This is a genomic window from Mycoplasmatota bacterium (assembly GCA_018394295.1).
In the GTDB taxonomy this organism is placed as follows: Bacteria; Bacillota_I; Bacilli_A; order Haloplasmatales; family Haloplasmataceae; genus JAENYC01.
On the sequence record CP074573.1, the window covers coordinates 2,621,228 to 2,642,147 of the forward strand.

Here is a 20,920-nt window from a genome sequence, read left to right on the forward strand (position 1 = left end):
AAGTAGAGTATAGAATGTATTACTATCAAACGTCTTAACTATCAAAAATAATAAAATAAGTATAACACCTACACCAATCATCGGTAAAAATAAATACTGTAACTTTTTAAGTTTACCAACCATCTTTTCATCAAAAATCTCAAGAGCTGATGATAATGAAACAATAAAAGCGGTTATGATTAGTAGTACTAGAATAATAAATCCAAGATGCGTTATAAACATATTGAATCTTTCATTAAAAGATAATAGCGTTAGGTAGTTGAGAGGAAAGTTCGTCATCATCTTATATCATATCCTCCTCTTTAAATGCTTTGGTTCGTGTAAAGTTCCAAGTTGAAACCGTTCCAATAATTAAGAATATGATTATTGAAAACACAGATGCCATATTATACATACGAATATTAGGATCTACTGTTAATTTATATATCCATGTTATTAATAAATCAGTACTTCCTGCATATGCAGCTCCTGGTGATCCACCAGGACCTCCACCTGTTAAGAAATAGATAACGCCAAAATTATTAAAATTAGTTGCGACTGTCATTATTAATAGAGGAGCAGTCATATATAAAACTAATGGAAATGTAATATGGAAGAATTTCTGTTTACTATTTGCGCCATCAATATCTGCTGCTTCATATAGTTCTTTATTTATACTTGTCATAACCCCAGTTAATAATGCCATAAAGTATGGATACCCCAACCATATATTAATCAGAATTACCGTTCCTCTAGCTAAATTAGGACGCATGATATCTTCTAACCATCTTAAACGTTCAACAATAATTCCTGATTCAAGTAAAAAGTTATTCATAAATCCATATTCATGGAACATCATTTTAAATATTAATAAACTTACCATCCCTGGAATTGCCCATGGAATAATTAATAATGTTCTCCAAAAGACAGTAAATCTTACTCTTTTATTGTTAATGATTAAAGCTTGAATAAATCCACCAAAGAAACAAGTGGCTGAAGATATAATCGTCCAAACAATTGTCCAAGTGAATACCTTTTTAAAGGCTACACTAAAGTTAATTGTTCCACTACCAAATCCAAATATATTGATAAAATTCTTCAACCCAACCCATTGAACAAGTGAATCTGGTGGGAGATTTTGTTTATTATAATTCGTAAAGGCTACAATAAAACCAAATAAAATCGGCATTATTGATATCAGTAAAACTAATATCAAAGATGGTGTTAAAATGATATAAGGGAATCCATTTCTCCATACTTTTTTAAAGTAATCTTTACTTGATAATCTCACACCTGTTTTTTTATAATTATATGAGCTAACAAAAGCATCTTTTACTGACCATATTAAGATAATTAGGAAAAGTAATAACACGATTGTAGAAATTAATCCTTCTAACATTAAAGTGTCTGATACATCACCCTTAACTTCAAGAAAAAAGGGTGGTACAGAAATCTCTTCTAGTCCAGTCACACGTTCTCCTAATGTAGTTAATCCCCACAAGCCGCGCAAGAAGAATCCTGAATCTCTTAAATGTGTCACGCCACCTTTAAAGTATTTACCGGTTAATAACTCTATCATCACTGCGATAAATTGAAATGAAAAGAAAAATAAAGCTTTTCCAAATTCTTTATTTAATAATTGTCCAGAACCCCACACAATTGCTGAAGCTAGACCTTTTAAAGAATCTGTTATATTAGTGAAAATTAATCTAAAAAAATTAACGATTGATTTAATAAACTTCATATTGCTCACCTCTGTCAAAATGGATAAAATCATGGTCATGTATTCGCATGACCATGAAGTAGTTTATTCAGAAAGATTTAATAAATCGTTATATCCTTTTAGTGTTAATTCTGCAACTTTTCTTGCTAATTCATCAGCTGATTTATTTGTATAATCTAAGACTTTACCATCTTCTTCTGTAGTTCCATTCCAAGCATCACTATACATAGGTCCTGCAACTGTCCAGAAGAATCCCATTTGTGTAATAATAGGCATTGGTTCAGAAAATTCTAATTGATCTACGACACCTGTTAAATAAGGATCGTCATCTAATGATACAATTTGCTCTTTTCCGTCTTTTAATACTGGATCTCCATTTTCATCTTTAATCACATATTTAATGTTTTCAGTGTTTTTCAATGTTGGAAGTTTACCAGTTTCTTCATACATAATAGACATTCCTTCATCAGAAATCATAAATTCAGCAAATTTTAAAGCCGCTTTTTGTCTTTCAGCAGGTGCCCCACGATAAACAGCAGCTACTTGTACACCAGAGAATGTATAAGGTTGTTCATCTTTACCATTTACATTAAGTGTAGGGAATTTCATAACACCAAAATTAATGTCACTATCTTTATATCGACTAATACTCCATGGACCATCAATCGTATAAGCTAATTTCCCTGCTTCAAATAATCCTTTAACCCAATCACCATTAAGTGTACCTGAGTCTTTATTAAGATAATTTGTTCTAATTTCTCTTGCTTTTGTTAAAGCAGCAATCATCTCAGGTGAATTAAAGTTTGGTTGAGTTGGATCTAAATGATTATCACCAAATAACTTAAATCCATGTGCTGTAGATAACCAGTGCATATCATAAGCATTACCAACATCAGCACCAAACCATAATTTAGGATTTCCATCTTCATCTACTGTATCGTAGTCATTGTAAGTTGCAGCTTTTTCAAATATCTCTTCAAATGTTGCTGCTGGTACTTCAGAACCAGTATGCTCAAGCAATAAATCTTTATTATAGAATACTGCTAGTGATTCTCCAGAGATAGGGAAAGCAAATGTATATTTATTTGATTCTTCTGCATTACATGCTTCTTGTTCTAATCCTGCTATATCATAACATACAGATACTGTATTAACAGCAGACTCAATTATTCTATTTTGAATATTTTCTTTATATTTACCACCAACTGGTAATAATAATCCTTTTTCTAATGCAGCACCGATATGATCATGAGGCATTACAAATACATCTGCACCTAATCCTGCAGGTCCTGCTAATTCCATTTTTTGTCTTACATCTACTGAACCAACTTTATTAAACTTTACAATAATATCTGGGTTTTGCTCTTCAAAAGCATCAATTAAAGCGTCTGCCCACTCCTCATCATCAGCCCAAAATGTTATCACTGTTTTGTTTTCTAAGGAAAAATCGATTTCAGTACCTAGTAAAGTACATCCATTAAGTGCAATTGCTAAAAACATTAGACAAAATAAACTTGTTATTTTTTTCATATTTTTCCCTCCTCTTCTATTTCTTTTTAACGAAGTAAACACCAGCACCAGCTAATAATGCAACTACAATTAGTGCAAATGGCCAGTAAACTAGAACATTACTTTCAACAACTACTGTAATTGTCGCAGTTGATACATTACCAAAGTCATCTTCTGCATAGTAAGTAACAGTATATTCACCAGGTTTTGCTGTATTAACAATACCTTCTGCTTTTATTGTTTGGATGATTACACCATTATCTAATGCTTTAACTTCAGGTTTATCAATCGTTTTAGCACCTTGTTTTACATGAATCTCTTTATCATTTTCATCTATTTGAATGATAGGCGCTTCAGTATCAGGAATAACAATTCCTTTTGAAACAGTTTCATCTCCTAATTTCCCTTGATGTATATATGAAATGGTATATGTTTTTGTAATATCAATATTCTCTACTAAAAATTTAAATTCAGCAGCACTTGTTGATTTTGAATCATAACCAATTTGATTTATTTTTAATTCATTTCCATCTTCATCTTTAATAGAATATTTTGTTACATCTGGACCTGTTGTTGGGTCATAACTTACATCTTGATTAAACTTAACTGTTAATGAGTTAATTTTTTCAAACGCTGCTTCTTCTATTTCAAATTTGAATGCATTTGCTACAAACAATTCATAATCAGTTAAGAATTCAGCTTCACCTTGTGATATAAATAAGACTTTATGTCCTGAACCTTTGATATCAGAAACATTAATTAATCTATCTCCATTTGTTTTATAGGTATTTCCATTTTCATCTACGTACTCTTCATTAACATCGCTTATCCAAGCATCATCTTTAGCAGACCAATCTGGTTTTCTAATGATAAATCCAATTTCATCAGCTGAAGCAGCATCAATATTAAATACAGCTATCTTGAAGATATTTGGATCTATTCCACCATCTAAACCAAGATTATATGAAAAGGCAACATCATCTTTATCAATATTACTTCCCCATGACCAAATGTCCCATTCAGCATAATCGCCTGCTGGTCTATAGTATACAACAAATAATTTTCCTGAATCATCTACATTTACGTTTTCTTCTTGATAAACTTCATTTGAACCTTGGAAAACATAAACTGTTAAATCAGTTAAAGTTCCATCTTTTATTTTAGTAACATCAATAAATTTATTATCTATTCCATCTGTATTATCAGAATCAATTCCATCTTTATAGTCCCAACCTGCAGCAGGATGTGGAATTAAACCAATTTGATCATCGGCATCACATGGATTCACTTTTATTGTTGCCGTTCCACCAAATGGACCTTCTGTTACTGGAACTCCATCAGTACTTCCATTTGTTCCAGTACCCCAAGTGTGTAATAACATGTCTGTATATTCGTATTCATCATCCCATCTAAGATAATGAACTGTTACATCGACTAGTGTAGCAGAACTAGCATCACATGTTGTGGCTGAATCTTCTGCCTGAACTGTCACATTAATCATTAATAAATATGCAAAAACAAATGACATAATTAAATATGATAGTTTTTTAATTTTCATTTTTGTTCCTCCTCTATTCCTATGATGACTTCATTATATCAATCGAAGAATGCGTTTTCAATCAAATAGACATGTGTAACCAGTTTCAACTTTTTAAAATATTTTTCCGGTACATAACATACATAATTAATGGTGTTAAAAAATTCATTAATAGTGGCGTAAAAGCATAAGATTTGCTTATAAGAGTAAAGAATAACGCTAACATGCTAGGATAAGTTACTGCATACATATACATCGTAATTACTTCTTTGAAATTAGGGAATCGATGTGATCTAAATTTAAATGACATACTAATAAGCGCTAATAAGAATAGATAAATGAAATTCATTAATATAAATACAACATAAAGTCCCAATATCCCAAAAAAGAATAGATTATCTTTTACACTAACAAAAATTGAATCCGCTATTTTTTTCGCTGCATCTGTAGGATTATTCATCTCATTGAGATCTTTGAAACTAAAATCATCAAATCCACTATATGTAAAGGTTAATTTAGTATTATTCACCACAACAAAATGATCCTTAAGAAAAAGGATATATTTATCACTTGTGGGTGTTTCATTTAAAAACAAGATTTCATAACCAGCATATGATAAAGCATCTGTTGGTTCATCACAAAAAAACACTTGGTTTTCAAAATAACATTCAGGTAAATCGTTACTCAACCATTCAGGGGGGGCTGTAACAAAAGTAATTCCATAATTATCGTAATCTAGGGTATCTTTATTTAACCAATTCCAACTTAGTGGGAAATAGATAAGGATAGTAAAGAGACTTAAATGTAGAAAGGCTTTTAATAACCCAGCCTTTCTATTTTTATAGATACCTGATAATGTAAAACTATTTATAAATCCTTTGATTAATCCCATGCGTTAACACCTACTCTTTCACATAATCTTTGATTAGTTTTTTAGGAATTTGATAAATAATTGTTGAACGTGGACTAATTTTTCCTGTATTCTTGTAATCATTTCCGATTTATTGATATAATATCCCTAATTTTTCACTATTTTTAAATGTCAAATCTAATTCTTCATTATTAACATTGTGGACAACTAACACGGCATCTTTTCTTTTTGGATTATCAAACAAGCGCACAAATGATTGAAAATTCCGTTTACCCACACTATAAAAATGCATAGAACCATCATGTAATGCTAGTGAAGAACTTCTTAAATTAATTAATGTTTTATAGTGATTTAATAAAGAATGTGGATCTTGTAATTGCTCATCAACAGGTTTTACTGTTTGATTAAAATTGTTATTTGTATACCATGTAGCATTTAGATTCCCCTCATCTTTTGACCATAACATCGGGGTTCTTAGTGGTTTATCATAATCTGGAGCACCATAACGCTCACCTTCCATCCCAATTTCTTCTCCATAATAAATAAATGGATTTCCTGGTAATGTTAACAGCATTTCTGCAGCTAGTCTCATTCTACTTTCATTACCATCTAAAAGTGAAGCAATTCTTGCTTTAGGTTCTTTATTATTACCATCATGATTGGATAAGAATGGTGCATCTATAAAATCTTTATTATACTCACTAAAACTTTCATGTTGTCTGATGATGGTTTTAGCATAATTTGAATTGTAAGAATATAAGCTATTAATAATTAAATCACTGATATCAAAATTAAAGTTTGAATCTAATCCATAATAGAAAGGGGACATTAGTACATAATCTGTCCAAGCTTCACCTACTAAATAGGCATCAGGATAATTTTCAGTTAAAGAATCTTTAAATTCTTTCCACCACATCATATTTTTAGCAAGTGGTTTAATATTACTTGGATATTCATTAATCCCATATTGATGTAAAACAGCATCTAAACGGAATCCATCAACACCAATACTCAACCAATAATTAGCAATTGATTTTATTTCTTCACGAACTTTAGGATTTTCCATATTTAAATCTGGCATTTCATTTGAAAAATACCCAGCATAATATAAATTATTTGTTAAATTAGCATGCCAAATATTTTGATTCCATGCTCCCAATTTTCCATATCTTTCATCATTTTCATCGATCCATGTATAGTAATTATGGTATTTACTATCAACTTCAATTGATTTTTGAAACCATTCATGATCCTTACTGGTATGATTAAATGGAATATCGAGAATAATTTTAATGTCTCTTTCTTTTGCTTCATCTAATAAATTGAGAAAGTCTAGCAACGTACCATATTCTTCATTAATCTTTAAATAGTTTTTTACATCATAGCCATGATAACTATCTGATTCAAATATTGGCATTAACCAAATTCCCTCAATCCCTAGTTCTTTTAGATAATCTAATTTACTGATAACACCGTTTAAATCACCTATTTTATCCCCATCACTATCAGCAAAAGATCTTACAAACAATTCATAATAAACGCCTGTTTTTGTACCTTGTAAATCTATATCTGATACCCTGTCCTTTTTACAAGAGGTCATCATAAGAACTGATATCATTATCAACATAAAACTAAAAATCTTTTTCATATATACACCTCAATTATTATTTTTTTCATACCTATCATAACATAAACAATTTCATAAATTAATATGTAAGCAATTTCATATTTGAATCCAATAAATATACCGAAAGAATCATAAAATAAAATATGTATCCTTTTACATACCTATTTTTAATTGACAGTAACTTAATCTTAATCTATAATTCGTCTTGAAAGGAGCAAATGATATGACAATTAATCTAGCAGCAATTTATCATGAAGGTAAAAGTAAGTTTGCCTATGCCTATGACAAAGAAACCGTTCATATTCGTTTAAGAACAGCAAAAAATGACCTTGATAATGTTAAAATTATTTATGGAGACCCATTTAATTGGGGACCTAAAAAGGATAAAAATAATAGTGATGACACAAATGCTTATGAATGGAAAAATGAGAATAATAAAGAATTATTAATGAAAAAAGAATATTCTACTCACTTGCATGATTTTTGGTTTATTCCTATTAAGCCTAAATATAGACGTACTAAATACTGCTTTATTCTAGAAAAAGATAATGAAAAATTATTATATGGTGCTAAGTCAATTGAAGATCTAACAATCTATCCAGAAAAAGAAAAGGATCTTTTTAATTACTTTAATTTCCCTTTTATTAATCCTATAGATATATTTAAAGCACCTGCTTGGGCTAAAGAAACCATATGGTATCAAATCTTCCCTGAACGTTTTAATAATGGAAATAAAGATAATGACCCGGCAAATACTTTAGAGTGGGGAAGCATTGAAAAAGTACGTAATGAAATGTTTTTTGGCGGAGATTTAGAGGGTGTAATAGATAAATTAGACTATATTCAAGAATTAGGTGCAACAGGAATCTATTTCACTCCAATATTCAAATCGCCTTCTACGCATAAATATGACACAGAAGATTATTTTCAAATTGATCCTCAATTTGGAAATCTTGATACAATGAAACGATTAGTTAAAGAAGCACACAAACGAGGAATAAAGGTCATGTTAGATGCTGTATTCAATCATTGTGGTTGGAATCATCCTTTTTTCCAAGATGTATTAGAAAATGGTGAGAATTCTCCATATAAAGATTATTTCCACATAAAAAAATTCCCTTTATTCGAAGGAAATCCTAGAGATTTTAAATTTGATGAAGAAAAAAATCCATTAAACTATGATACCTTTGCCTTTACTCCATTAATGCCAAAATGGAATACTGAAAATGAAGCATTAAAAGACTATTTATTACAGGCTGCAACCTACTGGATTAAAGAATGTGATATTGATGCCTGGAGATTAGATGTCTCAAATGAGGTTGATCACTCATTTTGGCGTGACTTTAGAAAAGCATGTGACAATGAAAAGAAAGACTTTTTCATCGTTGGGGAAAATTGGGATGAATCAAATCCTTGGATTCAACCAGATCAAATGCAATCTGTGATGAATTATGATTTTTTATTTTCTGTATGGAACTTCTTTGGTGCGAATAATGGAAGCAGTGAAAATTTCAAAAATGATATCAATCGATTATTAACTACTTATCCTAAACATGTTGGAGCCTACTTATTTAATTTACTAGATAGTCATGATTCAACAAGAATCTTAACTATTTGCCAAGGAAATAAAGAAAAAGTTAAATTAGCTTATGTTTTCCAACAAACATTTGGTGGAACTCCAAGTATTTATTATGGTGGTGAAATTAGTTTAGCTGGTGGACATGACCCAGATAATCGTCGTTGTATGATATGGGGTGAAAACAAACAAGATTTAGATATGTTTAAACACCTCCAAAAATTAATTCAACTCCGAAAAACACATCCTGCCTTACGAGAAGTTGATTTAACCTGGTTAGATGTTAACAGTGATAATAATCAAATCGTTTATAAAAAAGAATCTACAGAAGAAACAATATATGTCATCATTAATAATGAGGACTCAACAACCACGCTAGCAATTGATGAACTTATTGGTAAAAAATGTGTTGACCTATATTCAGATACCACAAAAACGATAAACAATCCGATTAAAGTAGACAATTATGGTTTCTTAATTCTAAAAATTTTAAATCAATAATTTACGATATTAAAAACTCCTCAAATCTTTGAGGAGTTTTTTGACTTCTTATATATTAACACTTAACTTTTCTTTTTAAAATAGATATAGGATACACCTGCACCTGCTAGTAAAATCACACCAATTGATACACCAATCATAATTTTTGATATATCCGTCTTTTCGTCTGTTATGTCAGGTGTTGTTGCATCATCTGTCATATACATAACAATCGATTCGTTAGCGCGAAGTTCAATTCCACTACCAGATATTGTTCTTATCGTTTCTGTTCCCGCTCTTGCTAGGTCAACGACAATATTATAAGTACCCTCTTCAGGTAAATTGACATAACGTTTTCCAGAAGTATTTCCATTGAATAATATAACAATCTTATCCCACACTTCTCCTTTTGCCCCATTAATAGTATATCCAATGACTTGGTCTACACCTGTATCAAAAAATCTTAATTTCTCGTTTATTTCTTCAGCATTACCCATTTTAAAAGCAGGATGATTCTTTCTTAAATTGATTAACCCTTTATAATAGTCATATACTTGATAATTTTCATCTTTATAATCCCATCTAAGTTGGTTTACTTTATCAGGAGCATTATAACTATTATGTTCAAAGGTACCGCCAGATACTTTAGATCTTAAGAAATCTTGACCAGCATGTAAGAATGGAATCCCTTGACTTGTCAAAACAATTGCTGCTGCTTGTTTATCCATATTTATTCGAGCATTTTCAGAGACATCAGGGGCTGATAAAGCCAATTTATTCCATAGAGTGAGATTATCATGTGCTTCAACATAGTTAACAATTTGATTAGGACTTAAAGCCCAATATTTATTCGTATCAGGATGCTCAATACCACCCACTATACCAAACATGACATCCTGAACATGACCGGAACCTTGAATAAATCCCTTATCAGTATCTGACCATACTGACCCCTTAGTTCCATCACGAGTAATATCATTAAATACAGCGATTCCTGGCATTTTTGATACATTTGTTCTTAATGCCTGCTCACTCTCAGGAAGTGGTGTACTACCGCCTGTCCACCCTTCTCCATAAATTAAAATCGTTGGGTCAATTTCATTTAATGCTTCACGAATTAAATTCATCGTTTCGATATCATGTACTGCCATTAAATCAAATCTAAAGCCATCTATATTATATTCTGTAGCCCAATATTTCAAAGAATCAATCATAAATTTACGGAACATCTCACGATCTGATGCTGTTTCATTGCCAACTCCTGAACCATTCGTATAACCACCGTTATTATCATAACGGAAATAATAACCTGGAACAATCTTTTCAAAACTAGATGAAGCGGCATCACCTAAATGGTTATAAACAACATCCATAACCACTCGAATATCATTATCATGTAATCCTTGAACCATTTGTTTAAATTCATTGACTCTTACTTCACCTAATGTTGGGTCAGATGAATAAGAACCTTCTGGTACATTAAAGTTTAATGGATCATATCCCCAGTTAAACTGTGGTGTGTCTAAATTAGTTTCATCAATAGATCGATGATCAAAGCTTGGTAAAAGATGTAAATGGGTTATCCCTAAGTCTTTTAAGTGATCAAGACCTGTTTTAGTAGATTTATACTTGGTACCTGATTCAATGAGTCCTAAGTATTTTCCTTTATTCTGAATATTACTACTACTATGAATAGATAAGTCTCTTATATGTAATTCATAAATAATTGCATCATTATAATTTATAAATTCTGGTTTATCTTCTAACCATCGTTCTGGGTTAGTCCCTTCAAGGTCAACAACCATTCCCCTATGCCCATTGACACCAACTGCTTTGGCATATGGGTCGACGGCTTCTACTGATCTTGTCCCAAAAGTGACTTTATAAGTATAATACACACCATTTAAATCTTCATTAACCTTAAGAGACCAAGTTCCTTTTTCAGAACGATTCATCTCTAAAACATCTTTTAAATCAGTAGGTTCAAATGTATCTGTAATGAGTCCATTACGATAATCACCTGTATCATATAAAACGACTTCTACTTTTGATGCTGTCGGTGCCCATACCTTAAACTTTGTGGCATTTTGTGTATATATTGCACCTAAATCATCACCATCATAAACATATCTATTAGAAAAATCATCACTATCAAATAATTTTGATTTAACAATCAACAAATCTTTAGAAAAATTACATGAACCAATTAGATAATCATTTTCAAAAGAAATCGTATCTTTTAATGTTAAACTTCCACTTTTATTATCTGCGTTTATCTTTACATTGGTAATATCCATTTCTAAACCATTTTCTAATACATAAATTGATTCTTGAAATTGAAGTGAATTTATAACTGCTTCTGTTGTGGTAAAGTTAATGGTAGTAAATGAAGAAAATGAAGCAGAAGAAAATTGTGGAGAAACATCAGCTGAAGCCCGATCTGTATAAACTGTTTCATCATTTGTGATGATGTACACATGAACTTCGTTATTTTCATCAGGATTGGATAAATCGATAAAACGATCTCCACCTGGTTCTCGTCCTGCATCCCATGAGCCTTCACGGATTATAAATCCAACTTTCGTTGATGGATTGAGTGCATCATAGTCTGCTATCTCAGATATACTAATTTCTGCAACCTTTCCAAATTCATCTTCACTTGTGAATTCAAATTCTTTACCATCTTTTGGTGTTGGTTGATTTTGCCATATCCATAAGTCCCAATTTTGATAATTATTATCAAAACGATGGTAGTGAACGATTATTTTCAAGTCATCGGCTGCATTTACTATGATTTTATTTCCAAAAAGTACAGTAAATGTTAGAGTGATCATTAATATAAATAAAGTAACTATTTTTTTCATGCTTACCTCCTTAACGCTATTCTATCAAAAAATAGATTATTTTATATTGGTTTTACTCAAAATTACAATTGTAACCGATATCATTTTACCTTTGAAAAATTGTACGAGCTTATACTCGTACAATTTATGAGAAGAGAGAGCTATTTAAAAATTCATTTTATCTAAGTTCCAAATTTCATCTGCATATTGTGTAATCGTGCGATCACTTGAGAAAAATGATGAGTTTGCGATATTTTTAAGTACCATCTCAAGCCAATCATCTTGATTCTTATAGGTAGTATTCGCTTTTTGTTGTGCTTTGACATAAGCTTTAAAATCTTTTAAAACAAAGAAGTGATCACCTTGGTCTAATAAGTTATCATAAATATCTTTAAATTCATCTATATTTACATCCTTAAAGAAACCATTAACTAATTGATCTAATAGTCGTTTAATCTCTGGATCGTTTTCATAAATATCTCTTGAACGATAGTTCTTATTTTGATAATAACTATTAACTTCTTCAGCAGTTAATCCAAAAATAAATGCATTTTCTATTCCCGCTAAGTCAACAATTTCTATATTAGCACCATCTAAAGTTCCAAGTGTTAGGGCACCATTCATCATGAATTTCATGTTACCTGTTCCTGATGCTTCCTTAGAAGCTGTTGATATTTGTTCAGAAATATTCGCTGCAGGGAATAAGAGTTCAGCATAAGATACATTATAGTTTTCCACAAATACAACTTTTAACTTTTCATTGACGTCTAAATCATTATTTACCATATCTGCGATTGTATTAATTAACTTAATCACTTTTTTCGCTATATGATAACTACCAGCAGCTTTTGCCCCAAATATAAAGGTTTGCGGATAGAATGATTGATAGAATTCTTTATCTTCTTTTAACTTATTGTATAAATACATGATATGTAGGGCATTCATCAGTTGACGTTTATACTCATGTAGTCTCTTCACTTGAATATCAAAAATAGAATTGATGTCTAATTTAATTCCTTCATTTTGTTGAATATAATCAGCTAAAATCTTTTTACGGGCTTGTTTTACTTCAAAGAAAGCTTTTTTAACTTCCACATCATTAACTAATTCATTTAATTGTTTTAAGCGATTTATATCATTAATCCATTCTTTTCCAACATATTTATTTAAAAATTCTGTTAGTTGTGGATTACAATGATACGCCCAACGTCTATGCGTTATCCCATTTGTTTTATTATTAAATTTATTTGGATATACTTCATTAAAGTCTTTCATTTCTACTTCTTTTAGTAATTTAGTATGAAGTGCTGCAACCCCATTCACGCTAAAAGAACCTACGATACAAAGATGAGCCATATAGATTAGTTTATTATTTATAATCGCCAATGAATTTACTTTAGGATGGTCAACACCATATTTATTGATTAAATCTTGATTAAAATTATTATTAATAACAGTAATAATTTCATAAATTCGTGGTAATAAAGGTTGGAATAAACGAATTGGCCATTTTTCTGATGCCTCAGCCATAATCGTATGATTGGTGTAAGCACAAGTATTATTAGTAATCTGCCAAGCTTTTTCCCATGTCATATTTTCTTCATCCATTAATACTCGCATTAACTCAGGGATAAGTAATGTTGGATGCGTATCATTAATATGTAAGGTTACTTTTTCATGGAAATTATCTAATGTATGATACATTTCTTTATGTTTATTGATAATACGGCGTAGTCCTGCACAGACAAAGAAATATTGTTGTTTTAATCTTAAAACTTTTCCTTCATCTGTTGAATCATCAGGGTATAAACACTCTGATATTTTACGAACACTATGCTCATATTCATAAACATCTACACCTTCAGGATACTCATTACCTGGTTCAGCTGACCAAATCGTTAATGAATTTACTGTTTTGGTATTATGACCAACGATTGGCACATCATAAGGAACTGCTTTTACATAAGTTGCTTCATCATGGCTTATTTCATCAGTTTCTGTTCTATTTATAACACCATAGAAAGGAACCATTACCGATTCATTCTCTTTACGAACTTCCCACACAAAATCATCTTCTAACCAATGATCAGGTAATTCTACTTGGTTACCATTTATAAATTTTTGTTGAAAGAAACCAGATTTATATCGTATACAATTACCATGGCCTGGATAGGACAAGGATGCGATTGAATCTAGAAAACAGGCTGCTAATCTTCCTAAACCACCATTTCCTAATCCAATATCACTTTCCTTACTTTCTATATCATTTATGTCTAATCCTAAACTTTTTAACGATTCATCAACAATGGAATACAATCCAAGATTCATTAAATTATTGGTTAATAATCTTCCCATTAAAAATTCCATTGAGAAATAATATACTTGTTTTAGTTGTTGTTTTTTGATGACTTCATTTGTTTCAATCCAATTTTGACTAATATAATCTTTTACCATCATTGCTAACACAACATACTTTTGTTGATCTGTGGTCTCATTAAATCTTTTTCCATATACATACTCTACACGTTTTGTATAGGCTTCAGTAAATGTTTTTTTGTCACTAAAGATATTAACTATCATAATTCACCTCGATAACTATTTTTCGTCCCTAATTATAACATCAAAAATTTTTAATAATAGATTGTTATCGTTTACATGTTTCAGAAACCTTATTAAAAATGTTAAATTTATCCTTTATAACTTAAGTATGATAACTTCACCAGGTTTTAAGATCAAGTTTAGATGATCGTTTTTAAACCCTATAGATTCTTCACTTAGTTCAAATTGTGAAAACAGAACTTCTGGTGTTAAAGCCCTATTACTTAATTTGTCTAATACTACTGTAGCCTCTGTTTCATTCGTTGGATTTGTATTAGCTATTATCATTAAAACATTCTCTTTAACTTGTTTATCAACATAGGAAAAACCAATACAATCGATTGCTTTATCTTCAAAAATGGTTGGTTCATATTGATTGATATCTGTGATTGTAGATAGATATTGTTTTCTAATTTTTGAAATACGTTCTAATTGTTTAGGTATAACCCATCTATTATTATTTAAATAATGAAAAGCGTATTTATCAAATAAGGCTAGTTTTCCATAGTAAGGGTCATTAATTTCCAGTTGATACTGTTCGTTTTCCCGAGCATCTATTCCGGTATTCATTGGTTGTACTTCAAATATTTCTTGTCCAGAATTGATAAAAGGAACAGCATTCGGTACAAACATATTTAAAAGCGTTAACATATTTGATAAGTTTTGTCCGCCTGGTCGCGCTGATAAACGGGGGGTATCGTGGGTTTCACCACAAGCGAAAATTGGGCAAGCAAGTTTATGGGTTTGTTCCATAAATCGATGTAAATGTCGTTCTTTAAAACGAGGTTCATGCCAAAAACCAGAACCAATAATCATGTTATAACCTAATTCTCTCGCTTTACTAGCATTTCCATGATTTAATTCTTCAGCGATAAAACAAAAATGCGGATCAATTTCTCGTGCTTTAGAGATAATTAAATTCAATAAATCACTTGAAAGTGCATGTCCCATATCGATTCTAGCACCATCAATCCCAAAATGATTTTGGTAAAAAGGAATAATCCCTGATAACATCTCCCACAATGCTTTATTTGGTTTATTTCCTTGATAAAGATTATTTTTAATTGTATCAAATAAGATGTAAGGTGGAATTTCTTCCTTATCTTTTAGATATTTATTTAATTCTTTTTGAGATAAAGTTGGGTGGTCTTCATACATTCTAAAAAAGGTAATATCCGACCATGGTGGTTGAGAATCATTAATATGATCTGAAAAAGCTGGGGCAATTTGTATTTCATACTCACGTTTAATTAAGTCTGAAAAACAAATATTAGGATTCTCTTTATATTCATCCAATAACCTTTGATATTTATCAGGGTTAATAGTTTTAGGATCATATGAAAATTTTCTTATATGATTCCAAACCCTTTCTGATTGATAAATCTCACTAATTAATTTTGGCTCAGGAGAGGCAGTATTCTCTATTGAATCAATCTTTGGTGAAGAATAATTATTATATTCACTACTTTTAATCCAATAAAACCATTCAGGATGGTCAATCATTAACTCATTTTCAATAGCGTTTGTTCTTGGGATAATATCAATCATGACTTTCATATCTAATATATGACATGCCTCTACAAAGGCTTGAAATTCATCTATTATTGAGAAGTTGGAACCAGTCATTGGATCTTTTAGATTAGGATCTAATTCATAATAATTAGATACACCATAAGGTGAACCTAACTCGCCTTTTTTATTTTTAGTTGAAGATTTAAAGATGGGTAACATATAAACAACATCAACACCCATTTTTTTTAGTAATGGAAGAAGCGCTAAAGTTTTCACAAAAGTTCCAGTATCCTTTAACCCAAATTTATTTTCACTTTCTAAATCACCACTTCTATCATGATCCCATGCTGTTGAGGTACGAATCATCATTGAATAAACAACACTTTTCTTTATCCAATCTCCTCCTAAATAATCCGTTTTATTTGATAATACCTTATTTTTCATTTGATGAAATGGTTTTGAATAATCATAACTTTCAACCTTTTTTGGTATAATATAAGAATTTATTACTTCATAGTAAAAATTATAAGGATTGACGGTTAATTCACCACTATCAGACCTAACCATTTCTTTACCAGAATAGTTCCATACGTTCCATAAATCAGGAATCGTATAGTCTAATATAGGGGAAGTTCTTTTCTCTTTTAATCGATTCATTAGTTCAATTAATTTATTTGTTGATTGTCCATTTTTTAAATACGTCATCATCTATCTCCTTCGTTAACTCGTATGATATACAATTGCTTCATATGGATTTAAAGTCATATTTCTTCTTAAAGGTTTTTCAATATCATTACTAATCACTATTTTTACTTTTTCGAAACTAATTTCATCCGGAATAACAACCTCAATGGTTTTGTCAAAGAAGTTAGCTAAAATAATGTATTTATCTTCCTTGTAAGAACGGGTGTATAAAAATATATTTTCATCCTCTTCAAGATAGAGTTTAAAGTCACCATATATGAGTGCTTTAGAACTCTGTCTTATTTTAAGTATCTTTTGATAATAATAAAATATTGAATCTTTATCAGATAGGTTATCTAATACATTTATATCTACATAGTTTGGATTAACCTTCATCCATGGTTCATTTTTACTAAATCCAGCATGTTCACTATTATCCCATTGCATAGGGGTTCTTGCATTGTCACGTGAACGCTTATGAATTCTATTTAATATATCTTCTTTTGTAGAGATATGATTTAATAGGGTTTCTTTATATAAAGTGAATATCTCAACATCTCGATAATCATTAATATCTGTGTAATCAACATTTGTCATTCCAATTTCTTCACCTTGATAAATAAAGGGCGTTCCCCCCATAAAATACAATACGGTAGCTAACATTTTCGCAGACTTTTTATGAAATTCTTTTGAATCATTTCCATAATGTGAGAGTACTCGTGGTTGGTCATGATTGCTCCAAAAAATTGTATTCCATGCCTTACCATATAGATTCATTTGATACTTCGCTAATGATTTCTTTAAATCAGGTAAATAAAGTGATTTATAAGTCCATTTACTAGGAAGATAAGTGGCAGAACTTGGATCTACATCAACCCAACAATGATCAAATGAGATGATCATATTAAATTCATTTCTATCATAAGCACAATACTTTAACGTATCATCTGTACTAGCGCCACCAGCTTCTCCAACTGTCATCACATCATAATCTGACAAGACCTCTTCAACCATTTCTTGGATATGTTTATGTACTTTAGGTCGATTGGAAAATTCTTCATAACAAGGGGAATAAAGACGTCCCTCAGGAACGGAATGATTAGGAAATTGGTCATTTTTATCTAAATGAGCAACTGCATCAACTCTGAATCCATCCACACCTTGATCTAACCACCAACGCATCATTTTATACATATCTTTACGCATATCAGGATGATTCCAATTTAAATCAGGCATTTTTTTACTAAAGATATGCATATAATATTCACTTGTCGTTTCATCATATTCCCAGACAGACCCACTAAAGAATGATTCCCAATTGGTCGGTGGACATCCTTTTTTTCCTTTTTGCCAGATATAATAATCACGATAAGGATTATCTTTTGTTTTTCTTGATTCAATAAACCAAGGATGTTCATCAGATGTATGATTTAAAACTAAATCAATAATTAGTTTCATATCTCTTTTGTGTAGTTGTTTAATTAATTTTTCTATGTCCTCTAATGTTCCATAATCTTTGGATATTTTATAAAAATCACTGACATCATAGCCTTGGTCATCCATAGGTGATTCATAAAATGGACAGACCCAGATCGCTGTTACCCCTAATTCTTTTAAATAATCGAGCTTTTCAATTATTCCTTTTATATCGCCTATTCCATCGTTGTTACTATCTTTAAAACTTCTAGGATATATTTGATAAATTATAGCTTCTTGCCACCATTTTCCATACATTTTATCACTTCCAAAATTACAATTTATTACATTTTTCATCTTATTATAATGAAATCGTAAAGTCAAAGAGTTATGATATGTAATCGATTACTGATTTTTATTTAAGTAAAAAAAAAGTCTACACGTAATTAAATGTGTAGACTAATTTAGATTATTTATTATAGTAATCTTTCATAACGCTTTCAGGTACCATGCTCCCACCGGTGGCCCATGATAGGTGAGTACTTTGTTTCATTTTATCTTTTAAATCATTTTTCATTAAATAGTTCTTATATTCTTCTGTATTAAATATTAGTGGAATACCAGCTAGTGCTGAAGGTTCTAATTTAATATCCTCTAAATCCACCATCAGTTTTAATAGATGATATAAAGATTCATCAGAAACAGTATAAACGCCACTAATTAGATTCTCAAGGGTTTTTCCAACAAAACCTGATGGTTTCCCAACCGCTAATCCATCAGCATCGGTTTTATTATCAATTCCGAAATCACCAACAGATATTAAATCATGCATTCCTGTCATTAATCCAAGTAACATACAAGGTGAATGCGTAGGTTCAGCAAAAAAACAATGAACATTGTCTTTAAATATTAATTTCAAACCAAACGTCACACCCCCTGGTCCTCCTCCTACTCCACATGGAAGATAGACAAAAAGTGGATGGTCCTTATCAACTTTAATATTCGACTTATCTAATTGCTTCTTTAATCTTAAAGCAGCGACAGAATATCCTAAAAATAAATCTTTAGAATTCTCATCATCAATAAAATGCATATACGGATTATTTTCTGATAGTTTTCTTCCTGCTTTTACTGCTTCACTATAATCAGCCTCATATTCAATAACTTTAACCCCTAGATTTCTTAATAATTCTTTTTTCCACTCTTTAGCGTCCTTTGACATGTGGACAATTACTTTAAAGCCTAATTGCGAACCAATAATACCAATACTTAATCCTAGATTCCCGGTTGAACCCACCGCAATTGAATATTGACTGAAAAATGATTTAAATTTTGAACTATTCATTATTGAGTAATCATCATGAATTGTTAATAAGTTATTATCAATCGCTAATTGTTCTGCATGTTTTAGTACTTCATAAATTCCACCTCTTGCTTTAATGGACCCTGAGATAGGAAGGTTATGATCACATTTAAGAAATAAGCTTCCTTGAATTTCCTGATGATAATTATCCTTTAAAGTATTTTTCATATTAGGAATGGTTTTAATTTCAGATTCAATTAATCCATTATTATTTTTTGTTTCAGGATAAACACTCATTATATAGGATGAAAATCGGTTAAGTCTTGATTCTGCGTCCAATACATCAAAATAAGTGAGTTCAATCCGTTTGTTTGCTTCATCATATGGTTGATAGTTAGGATTTATCCACAGTATTTCTTTTAAATCACTAATAGATTTTAATAATGGATATTTTTTAGAATAATTCATATCAACCTCCGTTAATCCTAATTGATTTAGGTTTATTACCTAGGTATCCTTCTTAATTTAATATACAAATACAACTTTATTTAATAAATTATTCTTAAATATTATATCATAATTATAATTACTCTTATAATTTTCTTAATTATTATTGAGGAAATTAGTCATAATTTTAATATTGATTTCTAGAAATCTACTTAAATTTATTATAAAAAACAATTTCTTCTATATTTTTTTTAATTAAAGGTTCTTTCTTTTTGATAGGATATCCAAAAACAATTATTTCAGAAGCAATAATAGATTTAGGCAAATTTAATAATGACGAGACTTTATTAACATCAAAATAGGAAACCCATGTTGAAGTTATTCCATGTTCTAATGCAGCAAGGACCATATGTGTCCCGGGAATTTTAGTCTGATGCTCCTCTAAATTTAAACATGAATATATCTCATTATTCATGCTGTCAATTGTTTTAGAAAGCTCTGGAAAACGTGATTTTTGAATATCTCTTCCTCCACACTCAGCTTCAATAATACATGTACAAAGAACTATTAAAAAGCTGGCAGATTCAATCCATTTCTGATGATAAGCTATCTCTGAAATTTTCTTTATTAAATTTTTATCTGTTATCACACCAAATTTCCATGGTTGTTCATTACCACCAGAAGGAGATAATCTTCCTGCTTCAAGAATATAATCAATAATCTCATCTTTTATATCCCCACCTGTAAAGTTTCTTATACTTGTTCTTTTTCTTAATAAATCTAATAACATAATTTACACCCTTTCTCTTTTAATT

General features: G+C 30.5%; 12 protein-coding genes. 1 reads left to right on the forward strand and 11 read right to left on the reverse strand.

Annotated features, from left to right (window positions below):
• Positions 1 to 283: 283 nt before the first annotated feature.
• From KHQ81_12255 to KHQ81_12275, 5 genes are all read right to left on the reverse strand, one after another.
• The gene (locus KHQ81_12255; protein QVK17612.1) at positions 284 to 1,723 is read right to left on the reverse strand and encodes a sugar ABC transporter permease; all 1,440 of its coding nucleotides are present in this window, start codon (positions 1,721 to 1,723) and stop codon (positions 284 to 286) included.
• A 63-nt stretch (positions 1,724 to 1,786) separates the two neighbouring features.
• A complete protein-coding gene (locus tag KHQ81_12260) occupies positions 1,787 to 3,232 on the reverse strand; it encodes an extracellular solute-binding protein (protein QVK17613.1) in 1,446 nt (481 codons plus the stop codon).
• Between the two features lie 16 nt (positions 3,233 to 3,248).
• Entirely contained in the window at positions 3,249 to 4,769 is a 1,521-nt protein-coding gene (locus tag KHQ81_12265) for a DUF5011 domain-containing protein (GenBank protein ID QVK17614.1), read from the reverse strand.
• Between the two features lie 85 nt (positions 4,770 to 4,854).
• Entirely contained in the window at positions 4,855 to 5,640 is a 786-nt protein-coding gene (locus KHQ81_12270; GenBank protein QVK17615.1) for a DUF1189 family protein, read from the reverse strand.
• Positions 5,641 to 5,749: 109 nt separating this feature from the next.
• Positions 5,750 to 7,267, reverse strand: a complete 1,518-nt coding sequence (locus KHQ81_12275) for an alpha-amylase (GenBank protein ID QVK17616.1) — start codon at positions 7,265 to 7,267, stop codon at positions 5,750 to 5,752.
• 202 nt (positions 7,268 to 7,469) lie between these two features.
• Here KHQ81_12275 and KHQ81_12280 point away from each other — a divergent pair, with 202 nt between their 5' ends.
• Entirely contained in the window at positions 7,470 to 9,323 is a 1,854-nt protein-coding gene (locus tag KHQ81_12280) for a glycoside hydrolase family 13 protein (protein QVK17617.1), read from the forward strand.
• Positions 9,324 to 9,385: 62 nt separating this feature from the next.
• On the opposite strand, the gene pulA is transcribed toward KHQ81_12280, so the two are convergent.
• From pulA to KHQ81_12310, 6 genes are all read right to left on the reverse strand, one after another.
• Positions 9,386 to 12,166, reverse strand: a complete 2,781-nt coding sequence (pulA, locus tag KHQ81_12285; GenBank protein QVK17618.1) for a type I pullulanase — start codon at positions 12,164 to 12,166, stop codon at positions 9,386 to 9,388.
• Positions 12,167 to 12,310: 144 nt separating this feature from the next.
• A complete protein-coding gene (locus tag KHQ81_12290; GenBank protein ID QVK19633.1) occupies positions 12,311 to 14,713 on the reverse strand; it encodes a glycogen/starch/alpha-glucan phosphorylase in 2,403 nt (800 codons plus the stop codon).
• A 126-nt stretch (positions 14,714 to 14,839) separates the two neighbouring features.
• Complete coding sequence (locus tag KHQ81_12295) at positions 14,840 to 16,963, reverse strand: alpha-amylase (GenBank protein QVK17619.1); 2,124 nt, start codon at positions 16,961 to 16,963, stop codon at positions 14,840 to 14,842.
• Positions 16,964 to 16,975: 12 nt separating this feature from the next.
• On the reverse strand, positions 16,976 to 18,673 hold the full coding sequence (locus tag KHQ81_12300; GenBank protein QVK17620.1) for an alpha-glucosidase: 1,698 nt from the start codon (positions 18,671 to 18,673) through the stop codon (positions 16,976 to 16,978).
• 151 nt (positions 18,674 to 18,824) lie between these two features.
• Positions 18,825 to 20,126 (reverse strand): D-serine ammonia-lyase, encoded by a 1,302-nt coding sequence (locus tag KHQ81_12305; GenBank protein QVK17621.1) that lies wholly within the window; start codon positions 20,124 to 20,126, stop codon positions 18,825 to 18,827.
• Positions 20,127 to 20,313: 187 nt separating this feature from the next.
• Entirely contained in the window at positions 20,314 to 20,895 is a 582-nt protein-coding gene (locus KHQ81_12310) for a nitroreductase family protein (protein QVK17622.1), read from the reverse strand.
• Between the last annotated feature and the right edge of the window lie 25 nt (positions 20,896 to 20,920).